The sequence below is a fragment of the Paracoccus sp. J55 genome (assembly GCF_000513975.1).
GTDB lineage: Bacteria > Pseudomonadota > Alphaproteobacteria > Rhodobacterales > Rhodobacteraceae > Paracoccus.
On sequence record NZ_AZVA01000009.1, the window covers coordinates 79359 to 98139 of the forward strand.

General features: G+C 69.8%; 17 protein-coding genes. 1 reads left to right on the plus strand and 16 read right to left on the minus strand.

Annotation, left to right across the window (positions count from 1 at the left end; all coding sequences use genetic code 11):
• Nucleotides 1–249: 249 nt before the first annotated feature.
• The 4 genes from PARJ55_RS0110640 to PARJ55_RS0110655 form a co-directional block, all read right to left on the minus strand.
• Complete coding sequence (locus PARJ55_RS0110640) at nt 250–1665, minus strand: amidase (protein WP_028713026.1); 1416 nt, start codon at nt 1663–1665, stop codon at nt 250–252.
• 103 nt (nt 1666–1768) lie between these two features.
• Entirely contained in the window at nt 1769–2479 is a 711-nt protein-coding gene (locus tag PARJ55_RS0110645) for a sulfite exporter TauE/SafE family protein (RefSeq protein ID WP_028713027.1), read from the minus strand.
• Nucleotides 2476–3873, minus strand: a complete 1398-nt coding sequence (locus tag PARJ55_RS0110650; RefSeq protein WP_028713028.1) for an amidohydrolase family protein — start codon at nt 3871–3873, stop codon at nt 2476–2478. Before PARJ55_RS0110650 ends, PARJ55_RS0110645 begins: the two co-directional genes overlap by 4 nt.
• Nucleotides 3873–5222, minus strand: coding sequence for a uracil-xanthine permease family protein (locus PARJ55_RS0110655; protein WP_028713029.1), 1350 nt, complete (start codon nt 5220–5222; stop codon nt 3873–3875). The genes PARJ55_RS0110650 and PARJ55_RS0110655 overlap by 1 nt, the downstream gene beginning before the upstream one ends.
• Before the next feature lie 156 nt (nt 5223–5378).
• Between PARJ55_RS0110655 and PARJ55_RS0110660 the strand changes: the two genes are divergently transcribed.
• Complete coding sequence (locus tag PARJ55_RS0110660) at nt 5379–6380, plus strand: substrate-binding domain-containing protein (RefSeq protein ID WP_028713030.1); 1002 nt, start codon at nt 5379–5381, stop codon at nt 6378–6380.
• Nucleotides 6381–6446: 66 nt separating this feature from the next.
• Here the strand turns inward: PARJ55_RS0110660 and PARJ55_RS0110665 are convergent, their stop codons facing one another.
• The 12 genes from PARJ55_RS0110665 to PARJ55_RS0110720 form a co-directional block, all read right to left on the minus strand.
• Complete coding sequence (locus PARJ55_RS0110665) at nt 6447–7691, minus strand: hypothetical protein (RefSeq protein ID WP_028713031.1); 1245 nt, start codon at nt 7689–7691, stop codon at nt 6447–6449.
• A 3-nt stretch (nt 7692–7694) separates the two neighbouring features.
• The gene (locus tag PARJ55_RS0110670) at nt 7695–8309 is read right to left on the minus strand and encodes a hypothetical protein (RefSeq protein WP_028713032.1); all 615 of its coding nucleotides are present in this window, start codon (nt 8307–8309) and stop codon (nt 7695–7697) included.
• Between the two features lie 110 nt (nt 8310–8419).
• Nucleotides 8420–9247: an alpha/beta hydrolase gene (locus PARJ55_RS0110675; protein WP_028713033.1), complete on the minus strand. Its 828-nt coding sequence runs from the start codon at nt 9245–9247 to the stop codon at nt 8420–8422.
• Nucleotides 9248–9937, minus strand: coding sequence for an ABC transporter ATP-binding protein (locus PARJ55_RS0110680; RefSeq protein ID WP_028713034.1), 690 nt, complete (start codon nt 9935–9937; stop codon nt 9248–9250).
• Nucleotides 9934–10698: an ABC transporter ATP-binding protein gene (locus tag PARJ55_RS0110685; protein ID WP_028713035.1), complete on the minus strand. Its 765-nt coding sequence runs from the start codon at nt 10696–10698 to the stop codon at nt 9934–9936. Before PARJ55_RS0110685 ends, PARJ55_RS0110680 begins: the two co-directional genes overlap by 4 nt.
• Complete coding sequence (locus tag PARJ55_RS0110690; protein ID WP_084637827.1) at nt 10691–11683, minus strand: branched-chain amino acid ABC transporter permease; 993 nt, start codon at nt 11681–11683, stop codon at nt 10691–10693. Before PARJ55_RS0110690 ends, PARJ55_RS0110685 begins: the two co-directional genes overlap by 8 nt.
• Nucleotides 11684–11686: 3 nt before the next feature.
• Nucleotides 11687–12598: a branched-chain amino acid ABC transporter permease gene (locus PARJ55_RS0110695; protein ID WP_028713037.1), complete on the minus strand. Its 912-nt coding sequence runs from the start codon at nt 12596–12598 to the stop codon at nt 11687–11689.
• Between the two features lie 64 nt (nt 12599–12662).
• The gene (locus PARJ55_RS0110700; RefSeq protein ID WP_028713038.1) at nt 12663–13808 is read right to left on the minus strand and encodes an ABC transporter substrate-binding protein; all 1146 of its coding nucleotides are present in this window, start codon (nt 13806–13808) and stop codon (nt 12663–12665) included.
• A gap of 456 nt (nt 13809–14264) precedes the next feature.
• Nucleotides 14265–15668 carry an NADP-dependent phosphogluconate dehydrogenase gene (gene gndA, locus PARJ55_RS0110705; RefSeq protein WP_028713039.1) on the minus strand — a complete coding sequence of 468 codons (1404 nt, stop codon included), beginning with the start codon at nt 15666–15668 and terminating at the stop codon, nt 14265–14267.
• 179 nt (nt 15669–15847) lie between these two features.
• Nucleotides 15848–17152, minus strand: coding sequence for a TRAP transporter large permease (locus PARJ55_RS0110710; RefSeq protein WP_028713040.1), 1305 nt, complete (start codon nt 17150–17152; stop codon nt 15848–15850).
• 45 nt (nt 17153–17197) lie between these two features.
• Nucleotides 17198–17788, minus strand: a complete 591-nt coding sequence (locus PARJ55_RS0110715) for a TRAP transporter small permease subunit (protein ID WP_028713041.1) — start codon at nt 17786–17788, stop codon at nt 17198–17200.
• 1 nt (nt 17789) lies between these two features.
• Nucleotides 17790–18776: a TRAP transporter substrate-binding protein gene (locus PARJ55_RS0110720; protein ID WP_036697604.1), complete on the minus strand. Its 987-nt coding sequence runs from the start codon at nt 18774–18776 to the stop codon at nt 17790–17792.
• Nucleotides 18777–18781 lie beyond the last annotated feature (5 nt).

Here is an 18781-nt window from a genome sequence, read left to right on the forward strand (position 1 = left end):
GGGATAGGGCAACCGTCCCTGGCCCGGGGTTCGGCGGCTTTTGGGCGGGGCCCGCGATTCCGCAGCCGCCGGACCCCTGCGCAAGGCGCATGGGCCGGTGGTGCCGGGCATCGCCCCGGCCGCCCCAAGCGGCCCCGCCCCTGTGCGCTGCGAGAGCTTGGGGCCGGCGGGGGCGCCCGCCGCCGCCATGTCGGGCCGTCTTTCGTCCCGGTCACGCAGCCCCTCCGCCGGTCCTTTCCGCCGTCGCCCTCAGGCCGGCGGCGGCGGTCGCCGGCCCGGCCAATCCGTCGCCTCGTGCCATGCCTGCCCCAGCCGCAGGATCGCCGCATCGCCGCCGACCGGACCGGCCAGCTGCAGGCCCATCGGCAAGCCCTGCGCGCCGAAGCCGATGGGGACCGACAGGCAGGGCAGCCCGGCCAGGCTGACCGGCACCACGATCTCCATCCAGCGGTGATAGCTGTCCGCCTCGCGCCCGCCGACCTGCCGGGGCCAGCGCCATTCCGCCGGAAAGGGCCAGACCTGCGCCGAGGGCAGCGCGATGGCATCGAGCTGCCGGAACAGCCGCGCCAGCCGGCGATACCATTCGCTGCGGATCACGCTGGCCTCGTAGACCTCCTGCGCCGGCAGGCCCAGGCCCTGCTCGATCTCCCAGACCGCCTCGGGCTTCAGCTGCGCGCGGGCGGCGGGGTCGTCGTAAAGCCCGCGCCGCGCGCCCGCGTTCAGAAAGGCCCGCAGCACCGTCCAGGCCCGCCAGAGCCGCCCGGCCGGGAAGGGCGGCGGCAGGGGCACGATCTCGCAGCCCAGATCGGCCAGCTGCGCCAGCGCCGCCTCGGCCAGCGGCAGGATGCCCGGCTCGCAGGGATAGGCGCCGCCCCAATCGCCCAGCCAGCCGATGCGCGTGCCCGCCACCGGACCGGCAAGGCCGGCGGCGAAATCCTCGGCAGGGCGGCCGAAGGGCACGGCCGGGTCCGGACCGGCCATGACGGCCAGCAGATGCGCCAGATCCTCGGGGCAGCGCGCCATCGGTCCCAGCGTGGACAGGGTCGCCATGAAGCCGTCGCCGACCGGATCGCCCGGCACCAGCCCCCAGCTGGGGCGAAAGCCGTAGACATTGCAGAAGGCCGCCGGGTTGCGCAGGCTGCCCATCATGTCCGAGCCGTCCGCGACCGGCACCAGCCGCGCCGCCAGGGCCGCCGCCGCCCCGCCCGACGAGCCGCCGGCGCTGCGGCTGCGGTCATAGGGATTGCGGGTGACGCCGAAAACCTCGTTGAAGCTGTGCGAGCCCAGGCCCCATTCCGGCGTGTTGGTCTTGCCGATGAAGATCGCGCCCGCCGCGCGCATCCGCGCCACCACGAGGTCGTCGGCCGGGGGCACATGGTCGCGAAACAGGGGCGAGCCCCAGGTGGTGCGCAGCCCGCGCACCGCCGCCAGATCCTTGACCGCCACCGGCAGGCCGTGCAGCCAGCCCTTGCGCGGGGCGCGGTCGGCGGCGCGCGCCTCGGCCAGCAGGGCGTCGCGCGGGCGCAGGCTGACGATGGCGTTGATCGCCGGGTTCAGCGCCTCGATCCGGTCGAGATGCGCGGCCATCACCGCCTCGGCGCTGAGCCGTCCTGCGGCCATGGCCTGCGCCAGCCCCTGCGCCGTCATCGCGGTCGGATCGTTCATGCGGCCCCCTTCCCTTGTCGTCCCTGCGGTCCTCGTCCGGGGCAGAGTGCCGCATCCTCGGGCAAAGTCCAGAGCCGCCGGCGGGGGACGGCGCGGCGGACGCTCAGCCCCGCAGCATCAGGAACAGCCCGCTGGCGATCGAGAAGCCCAGCACCGCCAGGCGCAGCGCCGGCCCGTTGACATGGGCATGGGCAAGGCGCGACAGGCCCGTGCCGATCACCACCGCCGGCGCCAGATACAGCGCCGCCAGCATATGGTCGACATGCAGCCGCCCCGCCACCGCCAGCAGGATCAGCGAGATCACCTCTCCGACCAGGAAGCAGGTGGCGACGGTCGCGCGCAGCACCGGGCCCGGCGCATGCTGGTAAAGCAGCGCCAGCGGCGGGCCGCCGATTCCGGTCGCCGTCTCGGTGACGCCGGTGAACAGCCCCACCCCCAGCGAGGCCGAGCGGCCCGGCGAAAAGGGCGGCGCCAGCAGCGCGATCCCCGCCGCCAGCACCGTGAACAGGCCGACTGCGATCTCAAGCTGGCGGACGGACAGCGCGATCAGCACCGCCATGCCCAGGAAGGTGCCGAAGAACCGCCCCAGGATGATCCAGCTGGCGCCGCGGCGGTCGATGGTCTGGCGCTCGCGCCAGGCGACGTGGAAGTTCAGCGGCAGCATCAGGATCAGCAGGGTCACCGGCAGATAGGCCGCGTCCACCAGCCCGAAGATCGGCGCCATGATCAGTGCAAAGCCGATGCCGACCGCACCCTGCACGAAGGCCGAGCCCAGCACCGCCAGCGACAGCAGAAGAAAGGCGGCGAGACTCACGCCGGCCTCATGGCAAGGGCGCTGTCCGCGGTGGCATGGATGCGCTGGATCGGCGCCGCGGCGATGGCCGGGGCGGTCAGCTCGCGGATCTCGGCCAGCAGGGCGCGGGCGTCCCAGTCGACCGGCCAGCCCTGCACCAGCCGCAGCCGGCCGCCGGTGAAGACCGCGTCGATCTGGTCGCGGTTGCCATAGCGCACCAACTCCCAGCTGAGATCGTGCGAGGGGGTGAATTCGGGCCGGTCCAGATCGACCAGCAGGAAGTCGGCGGCCAGCCCGGGCGCGATCCGCCCGGTCAGCCGGCCCAGCCCGCTGGCCTCGGCCGCCATGCCGGTCGCCGCCTCCAGCCACAGCCAGCCGCCGCCGCAGGAACTGTCACCCGAGGCCAGCCCGTAGCCGGCGCGCTGCAGCGATTCCGCCGCGTCCATCAGGCGGAACCCGTCCGAGCGGGTGCCGTCGGTGCCAAGGCCGAAGCGGATGCCCAGGGCCTGCATCTGCAGGGCCGGCACGATGGCGTTCCCCTTCCAGACCGAGGCGACGGGATTATAGGCCACCGCCGTGCCGGTATCGCGCAGGATCATCAGCTCTTCGGGGGTGATCAGCGTGGAATGGGCGATCAGCGCCTGCGGCCCCAGCGCCCCGATATGGGCCAGGTGCTGCAGCGGGCGCCGGCCATGCGCGACCAGCGAACGCTCGACCGCGACCAGATGCTCGTTGACATGGGTCTGGAACACCGCCCCCGCCTCGGCCGCCAGGGCCGAGATGCGCTGCAGCATCCCGTCCGTCGCCGCCTCGGGGATCGAGATGGCAAGCGAGGGATGGATCAGCGCGTCGCCCTGATAGGCCGCGAGATGCGCGGCGGCGCGGCGCAGGATCTCGTCGGCCTCGGGGACCTGGGCCGCGCCGCCCAGATCGTTGCAGATCTGCGCCACCACCAGCCGCAGTCCGGTTTCGCGGGCCGCATCGACCAGCCGGCCGATATGCCCGGCCGAGCGCGTGCCGGCATCCACCGCCGCGGTGAAGCCGCCGCGCAGGCATTCCAGCGCCGCCAGCTTCGAGGACAGATAGACCATATGCTCGTCCAGGCTGCCCTCGAGCGGCACCCAGATGCGCCGGAAGATCTCGGAGGGTTCGCCAAAGACCAGCGACTTGCCCAGCGACTGGGTCAGATGCGTATGGGTGTCGATGAAGCCGGGCATCATCAGGTGATGCGGCAGGTCGACCCGCCGCAGGCCGGGATGGCGGGCGCATAGCGCGCCCACCTCGTCGATCTCGGCAAAGCGGCCGCCCTGCAGCAGCACGGCCTTGCCCGGTTGCGGGCCGTTGCCCAGCAGCAGGCGCCCGGGGGCGACGATCAGCCGCTCGGCATCGGCGAAGGTCTGGCGCAGGTCGGTCATCAGGCATGTTCCTCTTGCGGGGTGGGTTTGGCGGCGGGGTCGGCGGGCGCGGCGCGGACCTGGAACAGGGCGTTGACCAGCGCGGCGGTGATCGTGCCCATGGCCAGCCCGTTGCCCAGGATCATCTGCGACCATTGCGGGAACTGGCTGTAGACCCCCGGCACCAGGATCGGCATCAGCCCCATCGCCAGCCCCGAGGCCAGGGTGAACATGGCGCTGTGCTGGCGCAGATCGACGCGGGAAAGCACATGGATGCCGATGACGCCGATGATGGAAAAGACGATGACCGCGGTGCCGCCCACGACCGGGCCGGGCAGGACGCTGGCCAGCCGCGACACCGGGGCGATCAGCGCGATCAGCACCAGGATCACCCCGGCCATGGCGGTGACATGGCGCGAGCGGACGCCGGTGGCGCGCACGATGCCGACATTCTCGCCCGAGGTGATGATCAGCGAGGTGCCCAGCATGCCGCCAAGCAGCGAGGCCACCGCGTCGCCGCGGATGGTGCGCGGCACGATGGGATGGGCATCGCCCTTGCGGCCGACGATCTCGGCGGTGGCGATGGTCTGGCCGGTGGCCTCGGCCATCGAGATCACCGAGAAGACGATCAGCGGCAGCGAGGCGATGAGGTCGAATTTCGGCATGCCGAAGGGAAAGGGCTGCGGCACCGCGATCAGCGGCCCGGTCATCACCCCGGTCAGGTCAAGCCGCCCCAGCGCCGCCGCCAGCGCCGTGCCAGCGATCAGACCCAGCATCACCGAGATGCGCTGCAAGGTGCCGGTGAAGATGCGCGAGAACAGCACCGTCAGCGCGATGGTCGCCAGCGCCAGCCCGACATTGACCGGATCGGCGAAATGCTCGGACCCCGGCTTGCCGGTGATGGTGCCGCCATAGATCTTGACCAGGTTGACCGCGACCAGAAGCAGCATGGTGCCGACGACGATGGGCGGGAAAAAGCGCAGCAGCCGGCTGAACACCGGCAGCGCCAGGAAATAGAACACCGAGGTCAGCAGCACGGCGCCGACCGCGGTCTGCACATCGGTCTGGACGGCGATGGCCAGGAAGATGGCGATGGGCGCACCGCCCGGGACCATGATGAAGGGCAGCCGCGCCCCGAATCCGCCCGGCCCGAAGCTTTGCAGGATCGAGCCGAGCCCGCAGACCAGAAAGGTCGCGCTGATGATCGCCACGGTCAGCGCCATGTCGAAGCCCAGCGTCTGGGCGACCAGAAACACCGCGGTGATCGGCGAGGCCGCCATCACCAGCACGTGCTGCATCCCGTAAAGCACCAGGCTTTTCAGCGGCAGCACCTCGTCGACCGGATCTATCCTTGATTCTTGATGGTTCATCCTCGTGTTCCCTGTTGGTGAAAGGGGTGTTTGCTTTTATGCAAATCGTTTTGCCAGCTTCCTGAATAGCACCGATTCCGATTCTTGCAAATCGTTTTGCAACGGTGGTCGGAACGCGCTAAGCTGCCGGGGCATCCTGCATGGACGAGCAAGACCTTGGGCAGACCGACGATTTCAGACCTGGCCAAAGCCGCCGGGGTTTCCCCGACGACGGTGTCGCATGCCTTCAGCGGCCGGCGGCACGTGGACCCCGAAACGCGCGAGCGCATCCACCGGCTGGCGCGCGAGATCGGCTATCACCCCAGCAGCCTGGCCCAGGGGCTGCGCAGCGGCCGGACCGGGATCATCGCGCTGGCCTCCTCGATGCCCTTCGCGGTCGCGGCCGGTCCCTCGCGGCTGGGCTTCCTGATGGAAATCGCCGCCTCGGCCGCCATGTCGGCGCTGACCCGCGACATCGCGCTGTGCCTGATTCCGCCGCATCCCTCGGGACAGGGCCATGGCCGGGCGGGATTCGACGGCGTGATCCTGGTCGAGCCGACGCGCGACGATCCGCTGGTCGCGCATTTCGAATCGCGCAAGACGCCCATCGTCTCGATCGGGACCGTCCCGGGCCGCCCGGACATCGCCGCGGTCGACCTGCGCTCGCGCGAGACGGCCTTTCTGCTGCTGGACCATCTGGCCGCGCAGGGCAGCCGGCATATCGCGGTGCTGACCGGCGCCAGCCCGCGCACCAGCCATGCCGAGACCGGACAGGCCTATCTGGATTTCGCGGCGCGGCACGGCATGGCGCCGGTGCTGCTGCATCTGGACGAGGCCGGGGGGGAAGAGCTGGGCTATCAGGAGGCCCTGCGCCTGCTGGCGGAAAACCCCTCGATCGACGGGCTCTATGCCTCGGTCGACGCCTTCGCCAGCGGTGCGGTCCGGGCGGCGCGCGCGCTTGGCCGCGCCGTTCCCGACCGGCTGCGCATCGCCACCCGCTACGACGGCTTGCGGGCGAAGCTGTCCCAGCCGCCGATGACGGCGGTGGACCTGCACCTGCCCCAGATCGCCGAGACGGCGGTCGATCTGCTGCTGGCGCTGATCGAGGGCAGGTCGGGAAGCGCGGTCGCCGCCCTGCCCGATCTGATCGCCCGGCGGTCCTCGCTGTCCGGGGCCTGAGCCGCCCGGCCCGCCGCAGGGGCCGTGCCGGAAAGGCCGCCCCTCCCGGCCGCGGACGGGCGGGGGTCAGGGACGCTGGAACCGGCAGCTGGGGATGAACCGCTTGAGCTTGCGGCCGGGCAGCAGCAGGCTGTCGGGCGGATCCGCCTCGATGATGTCGCAGCGATGCGCGCCGTGGTTCCTGCCCCGGGCGTCCGCATGGGCGGACATGTCGGCCGCCTGCAGGGCGATCTGCACCCGGGTCATCGGGCCGTCGCAGGTCACCACCACCGCATTGCCGTCCAGCGCGACATCGGTGATGCGGGCGCCTGCCGCCTCGACGCCGTGATCGGCCAGCCCGCCATAGGCCGGATATTCGCTGTCGGGATCGAAGATCAGCGGCTTGCCGTCCTCGGTCGAGAAGGGAATGCGCAGGGTGTTGCCCTGCCAGACCGGCCTGCCGGGCAGCAGGTTGACGTTCCGGCCCTGCTCGCGCCGGGCAAAGACATAGGCGGCGATCTCGCAATGGATCAGCTGCGACGGCAGATCGGGATGCACCGCGTTGTCGAAGGTCAGCACCGGGTAAAGCGGCCCGGCAAAGATAGCGTCGAAATCCCGCACCAGATCCAGCTGCGCCAGCACCGGCCCATAGGGCCGCGCCGCGGCGGCGTTCACATAGCCGCCGGTCTGCCACAGCATCAGCGGCGGGCGGATGCCGGTCAGCGCCTCGATATCGTCCAGCGCGTCGCCATAGGCCCGGGCGGCCGCGGCGCGATAGGCCGGCGCGGACATGGCGATATTCGCCTCGCCCTGGATCATGCCATAGACCAGGGGCCGGGCGCCGGGCGCGACGCGCAGCGCCTCTTGCAGCCAGCGGGCATGGTTGTCGCGGATCGTCGTGCCCAGCCGGCCATGGGCCGGGTCGCGGTCGAATTCGTGGATCGAGGTGCCGGCGATGCTGTGGCAGCCGACGAACATGCGGTGCCGCGCGATTCCCAGCCGCCTGCGCCACAGATCCAGCGCCTGGCTGAAGCTGAAGGCGGCCGGAACGTTCGCCAGCGGAACGGCGGCGGAATGGCCGGTCGCATGGCGCGCGTCATAGCCCAGCGAGCCGGGGCCGTGCAGCCGCACCGCCACCCCGTCCGGGCGGCAAAGCCCGTCCAGCTGCCGAACCGCCGCCCGGGCGTGATGGGAATGCGCGCGGCGTTCCTCGGGCGAGGCGTTGCAACCCAGCGCCAGCGACTGCCCGTCGATGATGACGATCTGCGCTCCGGCCGCAAGCCGGGCGGGGGCAAGGCCGCTCATCTGGCTCCAGAGCGATTGCAGGCGCATCCGCTACTCCACGATGACGGCGGCAGCATGCAGCACGCCAAGGCAGGCCCGGCCGATCTCGACGCGCTCCACCGCGAAGGCCGGGACCTGCAGCGGCGATTGCCGGGTTTCGCCATCCGCCTCGACGACGCTCAGCCGGCCCTCGGCCAGGTCCAGCTCGCAGCCGACGGTCTGGCGGTCGCCGAAGCCGCCGATCGGCGCCAGCAGCATCTGCAGCCCGCCCGGTCCGATCACCCGCAAGCCTCTGCGGTCATATTGCAAGAGCAGCGCACAGGCCGGCAGGTGCGGGTTGATCGCAAGCAGCGTCGCCCGCCCGGTCCCCAGAACGCCGTGGCGCGTCGCGTCGGCTAGCAGGGTGACGCGGGCCGCGGGGCCGCGGCGGCCGGTCCAGCGCAGGATATTGCCGCGCATCTCCAGCCCCTCGGCGGTCATCCGCCCCGGCGCGCCGCCGGCAAGGGCGCATTCGGCAAGCGCCGCCCGCCAGGCCCCGCGCGCCGTCAGCCCGGACAGTGGCCCGGGCGGCGCAACGCAAGGATCCAGATGGATCGAGGCCAGATCGGCCAGCGCCCCCGCTGCGGCACCGGGCTTTCCCGGTTGCGAATCCCTGTCCTGCATCATCCCCTACCCGCCTTCCCCGCCGGGTCCTGCCGCCCAGGCGCGCAGCGGCAACCGCCAGCGCCGCTGGTATAGGACGGCGGCGCGGTGCCGTCGATGCGCCTGTCCCGGCCTCATCCCGGCCCGGCCCCAAGGACCGGTCCCGCCAGTGCGGCCAGCTGCACCCCCTCGGGATCGGCCAGATCGTCCAGCACCCGGAAATGGTCGCAGCCAGGGACGTGCAGCAGCGCCGCGGGCTCGCCCGCCCGCCGGCAGGCCGCGGCATAGTCGTCCGATTGCCGGACAAGCTCGGGCAGCTCCTCCGCCCCGACCGAGACGAGCATGGGCGCGCCCGGGGCGATGTTGCGCATCGGGCTCAGGGCGGCGATCTCGGCCGCGGTCAGCTGCAGCTTGTCGTTCAGCTGCCCGAGGCTGATCGGCAGCAGGTCGAACAGCCCGCTGATCGCCAGCACCGAGGCCACGGCCGGGTGGCCGCGATGCATGGCCGCCAGATGCCCGCCGGCGGAATGCCCGGCCAGGCACAGCCGCCGCCCCGCCAGCTTTGCCGCCAGATGGTCGAGCAGGCGCCCGATCTCGGCCACGATCTGCGTCATCGAGGCCTCGGGCGCCAGGGTGTATTCGGCCAGGATCACGTCATGGCCGCGCGCCATGGGACCCTGGGCGCAGAAGGCGAAATCCTCCTTGACGCAGCTTTGCCAATAGCCGCCGTGGATGAAGACGAAGACCGGAGCATCCGACCGGCCGCAAACGAACCAGTCATAGGTCTGGCGCGCGCCGGGGCCGTATCGCAGGTCGCGCCGGACCTGCCGCGCGGCGTAGAAGGCTTCGCTGCGGGCACGGAAATCCCGCATCAGCCCCGGGAAATCCGCAAGCCTGCCGGTGTTGCTGTAGGCCGTGTCCAGTTCCTGCCGGGTCATGCCGCGATAGATCGCCGTCGCCATTCACACCCCCAGATAGCGGTCGGTCAGGTCGGCGGTCAGTCCGGCGATGCCGCCCTGCCAGACCGTCGCGCCGCGTTCGACGATCACCGCGCGGTCGGCGACCAAGGCGATCTCGCGCAGCGACTTGTCCACCAGCAGGATCGACAGCCCCTCGGATTTCAGCCGCCGCACGCCGGCCCAGATCTCCTGCCGCACCACCGGGGCCAGCCCCTCGGTCGCCTCGTCCAGCACCAGCAGGCGCGGATTGGTCATCAGCGCCCGGCCGATGGCCAGCATCTGCTGCTCGCCCCCCGACAGGGTGCGCGCGACCTGGCCCATGCGTTCCTGCAGGCGGGGAAACAGCGCGCAGACGCGGGCCATGTCCCAGGGACCGGGGCGGGCGGCGACGGTCAGGTTCTCGGCCACGGTCAGCGGCGCGAAGCAGCGCCGCCCCTCGGGCACCAGTCCGACGCCCAGCCGCGCCACCTTGGGCGCCGAAAGCCCGGCGACATCGCGGCCGGCAAGGCGCAGGCTGCCGCCGGAATGCGGCATCAGGCGGCTGATGCAGCGGATCGTCGTGGTCTTGCCCATGCCGTTGCGGCCCATCAGCGCCACCACCTCGCCCTCATCGAGGTCGAGGGTGATGCCGAACAGCGCCTGCACCGGGCCGTAAGAGGCGGTCACGTCGCGCAGTTCCAGCAGCCGGGTCATGCCTCCTCTCCCAGATAGGAGCGCCGCACCTCGGGATTGGCGCGGATCTCGGCCACGCTGCCGGTGGCGATGATCCGGCCATAGACCAGCACCGAGATGCGGTCGGCCAGCGCAAAGACCGCGTCCATGTCGTGTTCGACCAGCAGGATCGGCGCCTCGGCGCGCAGCTCCGAAAGGATCGCGGTCAGCTGCCGCCCGCCCTCCAGCCCCATGCCGGCCATCGGCTCGTCCAGCAGGAAGGCGCGCGGGCGCAGCGCCAGCGCCATGGCGATTTCCAGCTTGCGGCGCTCGCCATGCGAAAGCCTCGCGGCCGGGACCAGATGCCGCCCGGCCAGGCCGGCCTGCTCGATATGGAACAGGGCGGGTTCGGTCAGCTTGCGGTCGGCCAGCGCCGGCAGGTGAAAGCGGAACACCGCGCCGCTGGCCCCGGCCACCGCCAGCATGACGTTCTGCAGCACCGTGAAATCCGGGATCACCGAGGACACCTGGAAGCTGCGCGCCAGCCCCAGCCGCGCCCGCGCCGCCGCGTCCAGCCCGTCGATCACCTGCCCCTCGAAGCGGATGGAACCGGCGTCGGGTCGGATCTCGCCGACGATCTGCTTGATCAGCGTGGACTTGCCGGCGCCGTTCGGGCCGATCAGGGCGTGGATCTCGCCCGGGCGCAGGTCCAGGCTGACATCGTCGGTTGCCAGCAAGGCGCCGAAGGACTTGCGCAGGCCGCGGATCTCCAGGATGGGTTCGTTGAGCTTCGGCTCAGGCATGGCGGCCCCTTCGCGTGACAATGCCGATCAGACCGCCCGGCGCGAACAGAACGATGGCCAGCAGCAGAAGGCCCAGCAGCGCCTGCCAGTAATCGCTGATGCCGCCCAGCACATGTTCCAGCAGGATGAAGATCGCCGCACCCGCGACCGGGCCGCAAAGCCGCCCCACGCCGCCCAGGATGACGAAGACCATGATCTCGCCCGACATGTGCCAGGACAGCATGGCCGGGCTGACGAAACGGTTCAGATCGGCGTAGAGCGACCCCGCCAGCCCGACGATCATCCCCGACAGCACGAAAGCCGTCAGCCGGATGGCATAGGGGCGGATGCCGACGGCGACAGTGCGCTGGCTGTTCTGCCGCGCCGCCTGCAAGGCCAGGCCGAAGCGCGACTGCGTGACCACGGCGGTAAAGGCCAGCGCCACGGCCAGCAGCACGGCGCAGACGGCGAAATACTGGATCGGGGCAAAGGTGTTCAAGCCGGGAAAGCTGTTGCGGACATAGAAGCTCAGCCCGTCCTCGCCGCCATAGCGCGGCCAGCTGATGGCGAAGTAATAAAGCATCTGCGCAAAGGCCAGCGTCACCATGATGAAATAGACGCCCGAGGTGCGCAAGGACAGCGCCCCGATGGCCAGCGCCGCCAGCCCCGCCGCCAGCATCGCCATGGGCCAGATGCCCAGCATCTCGTTGCTGCCCATGACGGTGAAGGGCAGCGTGGCGACCGGCGTGCCCGCTGCGGCATGGCTGGCCAGGATCGCGGTCACGTAGCCGCCGATGCCGAAGAAGGCGGCATGGCCGAACGAGATCAGCCCGCCATAGCCAAGCGCCAGGTTCAGCCCCACCCCGGCCAGGCCGAAGATCGCCGCCTTGGTCGCCAGCGTGACGGCAAAGCCCTCGCCCAGCAGATGCGCGGCGACGGCGGCAGCGACCAGCAGGGCCAGGATCGCCAGGTTGATCGCGGTGTCGCGGTTCAGCATCTCGCGCATCGCTCAGCCCCTCGCCCCGAACAGCCCCTGCGGCCGCAGGATCAGCACCACGGCCATCAGCACATAGATCAGCACCGAGGCCAGCGAGGCGCCGACAGTATTGGCGCTGGAGGCGTCCCATACCCGCGCGAACAGCCCCGGCAGCAGCGCCTTGCCCAGCGTGTCGGTCATGCCGACCAGCAGCGCGCCGATGAAGGCGCCCTTGATCGAGCCGATGCCGCCGATCACCACCACGACGAAGGCCAGGATCAGCACCGGCTCGCCCATGCCGACCTGCACCGACTGGATGGTGCCGACCAGCGCGCCCGCCAGTCCCGCCAGCGCCGCGCCAAGCGCAAAGACGATGGTGTAGAGCCGGGCGATGTCCACCCCCAGCGCGCCGATCATCTCGCGATCCGCCTCGCCGGCGCGGATGCGGATGCCCAGCCGGGTGCGGGTGATCAGCCACCACAGGCCCAAGGCCACCGCCGCGCCGAAGCCGATGATCACCAGCCGGAACAGCGGATAATGCAGCCCGCCCGGCAGCACCACCGCACCGGAAAGCGAGGGCGGCAGCTTGAGGTAAAGCGGGAAGGAGCCGAAGAGCCAGCGCGTGCCCTCGGAGAACACCAGGATCAGCGCGAAGGTCGCCAGCACCTGGTCCAGGTGATCGCGGGCGTAAAGCCGGCGGATCACCGCGATCTCGACCAGCGCGCCGGCCGCGGCGGCGGCCGCGAGGCTGGCCGCCAGCCCCAGCCAGAACGAGCCGGTGGCCGCCGCCACCGCCGCGCAGGCGAAGGCCCCGGTCATGTAGAGCGAGCCATGCGCAAGGTTGATCAGCCCCATGACGCCGAAGACCAGGGTCAGCCCGGCCGCCATCAGGAACAGCATCATCCCGTATTGCAGGCCGTTCAGCGCCTGCTCGGCCAGAAGCATCACCGCTCTCTCTCCCGGTTTGCCCCGCTGCGGGCCGGCCGCGGCCGGCCCGCATCAGCGCGGCTTACATGCCGCACTGCTCGGCATAGGCGTCGCCATGGTCGGCCAGGGCCGGGCCGACGATCCTGTTGGTCAGCACGTCGCCTTCCTTGACCACCTCGCGCACGTAATAGTCCTGGATCGGGTGCTGGTTCGGACCAAAGCGGAACTTGCCGCGCACGCTGGGGAAATCCGCCTCGGCCAGCGCCGCGCGAAAGGCGTCGGCATCGCCCACCTCGGCCTTGGCGATGGCCGAGAGGAGCAGGTTCGCCGTGTCATAGGCCTGCGCCGCGTAAAGCGAGGGCAGCCGACCGTATTCGGCCTGAAAGGTTTCGACGAAGGCGGCGTTCGCATCGTTCTCAAGATGCTTGGACCATTGCGCGGTGTTCCTGACCCCCAGCGCGGCATCGCCCACGGCAGGCAGGATGTCCTGGCTGAAGCTGAAGGCCGGGCCGATCACCGGCTTGCCGACGCCGGATTCGGCATATTGCTTCATGAAGGCGATGCCCATGCCGCCCGGCAGGAAGAAGAACACCGCATCCGCATCGCTGGCGCGGATCTGGGCGATCTCGCCGGCGTAATCGGTCTGGCCGACCTGGGTATAGATCTCGCCGACCACCTCGCCCTTGTAGTAACGCTTGAAGCCCGCCAGCGAATCCTGCCCGGCAGGATAGTTCGGCGCCATGATGAAGACCTTGCCGATGCCGGCCTCGGTGGCATGGGCGCCCGCCGCCTCGTGCAGGTTGTCGTTCTGGTAGGAGACCGAGAAATATTTCGGATTGCAGCCCGCCCCGGCCAGCTGCGAGGGCGCGGCATTGGTGGACAGGTAGAACTTGTCCTGCGCCACCGCCGCCGGCACCACCGCCATGGCGAGGTTCGACCAGACGATGCCGGTCAGCACGTCGACCTTGTCGGACTGGATCATCTTGTCGGCGATCTGCACCGCCACGTCCGGTTTCTGCTGGTCGTCCTCGATCACCAGCTCGACCGCCTGGCCCGCCTCGCCCGCGTTCTTCAGCGCCAGCAGGAAGCCGTCGCGGGTATCGACGCCCAGCCCGGCCCCGCCGCCGGACAGCGTGGTGATCATCCCGACCTTGACGCCTTCGGCCTGCGCGGCCGCGGCAAGGGCAAGGCTGGCGGTGCCGGCAATCAGCAGGCTTTTCGGGTTCATGGCAAACTCCCTGTTTGAGGCGCAATCGTTCCTGCGCATGTTTTGATGATGCGCCGCCGGGCCGCAACGGCTTTCGCACATCGGGCGGCGATCCGGCTGCTGTTTTGCGCGGCAAGGACTGCGGAAAGGGGGCGGAGGGGAGGCTTTGCCCCTCCTGCCGGGAAGCGGCGGGTCAGCCGGCCCGGCAGGGCCGGACTCGATGGGCAGACCCCGCCCCCAGGCGTCCGGGGCCGGTCTGCGCCTGGCTTGCCGGCCGGCAGGAGGCGGTGACGGGAAATGCCTGTTCCGCGCCCGAGGCGTCAGCTCCGGGCGATTGTCGGCGGGCGCCGCCCATCGCCCTCGGGACAAGCCCGCATGTGCCCCGCCGGCATCGGCAGGTCGCGGCGCATGGTTTTGTGCCGGACCGAGCGACCTTCCGGCAGCCCGGCGCGGTCACCGCCCGGGGCTGAAGGCCGCTCAGCCCGGCTTGCCCCATGGCCCGTGATGGCGGTCCTGTCCGTCCAGGCGGTCGAAACCATGCGCGCCGAAGAAGTCGCGCTGTGCCTGGATCATGTTGGCGGTGCCGCGGCCGGTGCGCATCATGTCGAACCAGCTCAGCCCCGAGGCCAGCGCCGGCAGCGCATGGCCGGCCATGATCCCCTGCGCCACCACCGCCCGCAGCGCCGGCATCGCGGCCTCGAGCCTTTCGGCGAAGAAGGGCGCCAGCGCCAGGTTGCGCGACGGATCCTCGGCCAGCGCCGTGGCCATGTCGTTCAGCATGGCCGAGCGGATGATGCAGCCCGCCCGCCAGACCCGCGCGATCCCCGGCAGGTCGAGCTGCCAGCCGAAGGCGCGGCCGGCAGCCTCGATCATCGCGAAACCCTGCGCATAGCACAGGATCTTGCCGGCGATCAGCGCCTGCTCCAGCTGGCCGAGCGCCAGGTCCAGCGCCTGCGGAGCGGCGCCGAAGCGCGCCTCGCCCGCCTTGCGCTCGGCAAGCCGGGCCGAGACGTTGCGCGCCGCCACCGCCGCCTCGATCACCGGAATCGGCGCGGCGAGGTGCTGCGCCTCGATCGCTGTCCAGCGCCCGGTGCCCTTCTGCCCGGCGGCGTCCAGGATCACGTCCAGCATCGGCTGGCCGGTCAGCGGATCGGCGGCCCCGGCGACGGCGGCCGAGATCTCGACCAGATAGGATTTCAGCGCCCCCCCGTTCCAGCCGGCGAAGGTCTCGCCGATGGCGGCGGCGGGCAGGCCGAGCCCGTCGCGCATCAGCCCGTAGACCTCGGCGATCATCTGCATGTCGGCATATTCGATGCCGTTATGCACGGTCTTGACGAAATGGCCGGCGCCGGCCTCGCCCATCCAGGTGGCGCAGGGGGTGCCGTCCTCGGCCCGGGCGGCGATGGCCTGCATGACCGGGGCGACGCGGTCCCAGTCGGCGCGGGCGCCGCCGCCCATGATGGCGGGGCCGTGGCGCGCGCCCTCTTCGCCGCCCGAGACGCCCATGCCCAGGAAGCGCATCGGCAGGCCGGCATTCGCGCGGCGGTTGGTGTCGTGGAAATTGGCGTTGCCGGCGTCGATCACCAGATCCTCGGGGCCGAGCAGCGGCGCCAGCGCGGCGATCTGGTCGTCGACGGCCTGACCGGCGGGGACCATCAGGATGATGGCGCGAGGGGGCGCGATGGCGGCGACCAGTTCGGCCAGGCTTTCGGTCGGGACCACGCGCTCCGCCAGCGCCCCGGCCTCGGCATGGAAGCGGCGGGTGACTTCGGCCGTGCGGTTCCAGACCGCGATGGGAAAGCCCTTCTCGGCGATGTTCAGCGCCAGCGCCGCACCCATCGTCCCCAGGCCGATCAGGCCGATCCTAGTGTCAGTGTTCATTATTCTTCTTTGCTCTGGACAACGCGTCCCCGCGAGGGACGCCGAATGATGATCGAAATGCAGCTGCGCGACGGACCCGTGGCACGGAGGCATCTGATAACGCTAACGGGACAGGCAGTCAAACCTGTCCCGCAAGGCGCCCCGGCGTGAAGGGACCGGGACGCCGCCTGCGGGCGGGATCAGCCCAGCAGCAGATCGGGCAGAAAGGTGACGATCCCCGGGAACAGCGCCAGCATGATCGCAAAGCCGATCATGATCATCAGGAAGGGGAAGGTGACCCTTGCGATATAGGCCGTGCTTCGGGCGGTGATGTTCTGGATCACGGCGAAGTTGAAGGCCACCGGCGGCGTGATCTGCGCCATCTCGACCACCAGGACCATGAAGATGCCGAACCAGATCTTGTCGAAACCCGCGGCCTCGACCAGCGGCAGCACCACCGGCAGGGTGGTCGCGATCATCGAAAAGCCCTCGAGCGCGGTCCCGAGCACGAGATAGAGCACGATCAGCGCCACGATCAGCAGCATCGGCGACAGGTTCCAGTCCGTCACGACATTTGCAACCGCGGCAGGGATGCCAAGGGTCGAGGTGATGTTGCCCAGCACCGATGCGCCAAGGATGATGATGCCCATGACCGAGCAGGTCTGCACCGTCCCCAGGATGATGTCGCGCAGCGCCCGCAGGTTCAGCGCGCCCTGCGACAGCGACACGAGGAAGGCGCCGACCACACCCAGCGCCGCGGCCTCGGAAGGGGTCGCCAACCCGCCATACATCGAGCCCAGGACGCAGAGGATCAGGAACATGACCGGGCCGAGATCCCGCAGGGCGGCAAGACGCTGGCGGAAGGGCATGTGGCGCAAGGCGCGTTCATTTTCGGGCACCAGGTCAGGCTTGGCGCTGGCGCGGATCATGATGTAGACGGCAAAGACCAGGGCAAGCAGGACGCCCGGAATGAAGCCGGCGGTGAAAAGCCGCAGGATCGATTCATTGGCCAGCACGCCGTACATGATCATCACCGTCGAGGGCGGGATCAGGAATCCCAGCGTGCCGGCGCCCGCAAGGCTCCCGATGGCCAGATCGGGCGAATAGCCCCGGGCCAGCAGTTCCTTCAGGGTCATGCGGCCGACGACCTGCGTCGTCGCGGCCGAGGATCCCGAGATCGCCGCAAAGATCGAGCAGCCCACGACATTGACATGCAGCAGCCGGCCCGGAAGCAGGCCCGCCCATGGAGCCAGGCCGCTGAACAGGGTCTCCGACAGGCGCGTGCGGAACAGGAACTCGCCCATCAGGATGAAAAGCGGCAACGCGACCAGGTCGGGCGTGGTCAGGATGTTGAACAGGTATTGCGGAAACAGCCTGTCGACGGGCAGGCTGGTGAACATCATTGCCAGGCCGATGGCCGTGGCCAGCAAGGCGATTCCGATCCAGGCCCCGATGGCCAATGTGCCGAAAAGAAGCCCGAACAGGCTTGCGACGATAGCGCCCATGTTTCTCCCCGATATTCCTGGTTTCGCGCGCAGGGGCGCTGTGGCTTACTCGATGGCGCTCGCGGCACCGAGGCTGGGTTTGTCGACAATGTTGCCGCTGATGGCGGTGACGAGTCGGGCAACCATCTGGAAGGCCAGCACGGCCGCGCCGATGGTCAGCACCAGCTGCGGGATCCACAGGGGCGTGAAACTGTCCTGGGAAACCTCGCCATAGCTCCAGGTGCGATGCGTGAACTGCGCAAGCCAGACCGCCAGAGGAAGCGTGACACCGGAGCCCAGGATGGCGGCGAATATCTCGAACATCCGGGCGTAGCGGCCCTTGCCCATCGAGAGCAGCAGCTCCACCCGCAGTTGCAGGCCCGCGCGCAACGTCATGCCCGAGCCGAGCAGGAAGGCCGCGCCCATTAGATAGGCACTGTATTCCCAGCCGATTCCGGTACCCGTCGGAAAGGACGGGACATAACGGCTGATCAAGGCCATCGTGGTGTCGATCAGCACGAGCAGGGTCAGGCCGAGGACGCAGAGACCGGCAAGCCAGGCCGCGACCAGCGAGGCGAAGTCCGCCGCCCTTTGCAGGGCAGCGGCAGCACCGCGTTCAGCGACGGCCTTGGAGGCGACATGCTGCTCTCCGGCCATCTCAGTTGCCGCCTTTCGACGCGAGATAGGCATCGGCAATCGGCTTGGCCGCAGGAACGCGGTCGAAGAATTCCGCCTGAACCTGCTTGGCCTTCTCGGCGATCTGGGCCTTCAGCTCGTCCGACAGCTCGACCAGCTGCATGCCGTGGCCGGTCATGATCTCAAGGCTTTTCCCGTCGCTCTCGCGCGAGCTTTCCCAGAATTGCGGCTCAAGCTCGGCGGCGACCTTCTCGATGGCGGCCTGCTGCTCCGGCGTGAGCCTGTTCCAGGAATCGAGGTTGATCGTCACCGCGTTCGACCCCCAGGTATGGTTGGTCGGATAGATATGGCTGAGGAATTCCCAGAACTTGCCGTCCACGCCCGAGGTGGCGGAAGTCGCAACGCCGCTGACCCGGCCCGAGGCCAGCGCCGGCAGCAGCTCGCCCCAGGGCATGGCGATGCCGTCCATGCCAAGGCTGCTGACGATATCGACGGTGTTCTTGTCGGCACCGCGCACCGTGATGCCGCGAAAATCGCCGATATCGTCGACCTGGGTCTTCAGATAGACATACTGGGCCGGCGACGGCACCATGTAGAGGATCTTCTGGTTGTATTGCTCGGCCAGCTTCTCGAACTCGGGGCGCAGGAAGGTGTGATATTCCTTCAGCTCCTCCATCGATTCGACAAGGAAGGGCACGCCTTCGGCGCCGAACAGCGGGTTCATCCCGACCTGCTGGCTGATGTTGATATCGGCCATGTCGGCAAGCCCGTCGCGCACCGCGCCCAACTGGTCGGGCCCCTTGAAGCCCAACGACCCGGAGGTGGCGACATTGATGACGACCTCGCCATCGGTCGCCTCCTTGACGGCCTCGGCGAAGCTCTTGGCGTTTTCCGCCATGAAATTACCGTCCGGCAGCACTTCGGACAAGCTGAGCCGGGTTTGCGCCACAGCGGCGCTTGCCAGGGCAAGCGCAGCCGCAGCCCCCAACGCGATCGGCTTGAGGAACATCAATC

Excerpts from the sequence above, each read along its gene's own strand:
- PARJ55_RS0110640 (WP_028713026.1), bottom strand. The coding sequence starts at position 1,665 with ATGAACGATCCGACCGCGATGACGGCGCAGGGGCTGGCGCAGGCCATG.
- PARJ55_RS0110650 (WP_028713028.1), bottom strand. The coding sequence starts at position 3,873 with ATGACCGACCTGCGCCAGACCTTCGCCGATGCCGAGCGGCTGATCGTC.
- PARJ55_RS0110655 (WP_028713029.1), bottom strand. The coding sequence starts at position 5,222 with ATGAACCATCAAGAATCAAGGATAGATCCGGTCGACGAGGTGCTGCCG.
- PARJ55_RS0110665 (WP_028713031.1), bottom strand. The coding sequence starts at position 7,691 with ATGCGCCTGCAATCGCTCTGGAGCCAGATGAGCGGCCTTGCCCCCGCC.
- PARJ55_RS0110670 (WP_028713032.1), bottom strand. The coding sequence starts at position 8,309 with ATGATGCAGGACAGGGATTCGCAACCGGGAAAGCCCGGTGCCGCAGCG.
- PARJ55_RS0110675 (WP_028713033.1), bottom strand. The coding sequence starts at position 9,247 with ATGGCGACGGCGATCTATCGCGGCATGACCCGGCAGGAACTGGACACG.
- PARJ55_RS0110680 (WP_028713034.1), bottom strand. The coding sequence starts at position 9,937 with ATGACCCGGCTGCTGGAACTGCGCGACGTGACCGCCTCTTACGGCCCG.
- PARJ55_RS0110685 (WP_028713035.1), bottom strand. The coding sequence starts at position 10,698 with ATGCCTGAGCCGAAGCTCAACGAACCCATCCTGGAGATCCGCGGCCTG.
- PARJ55_RS0110690 (WP_084637827.1), bottom strand. The coding sequence starts at position 11,683 with ATGCGCGAGATGCTGAACCGCGACACCGCGATCAACCTGGCGATCCTG.
- PARJ55_RS0110695 (WP_028713037.1), bottom strand. The coding sequence starts at position 12,598 with ATGCTTCTGGCCGAGCAGGCGCTGAACGGCCTGCAATACGGGATGATG.
- PARJ55_RS0110700 (WP_028713038.1), bottom strand. The coding sequence starts at position 13,808 with ATGAACCCGAAAAGCCTGCTGATTGCCGGCACCGCCAGCCTTGCCCTT.
- gndA (WP_028713039.1), bottom strand. The coding sequence starts at position 15,668 with ATGAACACTGACACTAGGATCGGCCTGATCGGCCTGGGGACGATGGGT.
- PARJ55_RS0110710 (WP_028713040.1), bottom strand. The coding sequence starts at position 17,152 with ATGGGCGCTATCGTCGCAAGCCTGTTCGGGCTTCTTTTCGGCACATTG.
- PARJ55_RS0110715 (WP_028713041.1), bottom strand. The coding sequence starts at position 17,788 with ATGGCCGGAGAGCAGCATGTCGCCTCCAAGGCCGTCGCTGAACGCGGT.
- PARJ55_RS0110720 (WP_036697604.1), bottom strand. The coding sequence starts at position 18,776 with ATGTTCCTCAAGCCGATCGCGTTGGGGGCTGCGGCTGCGCTTGCCCTG.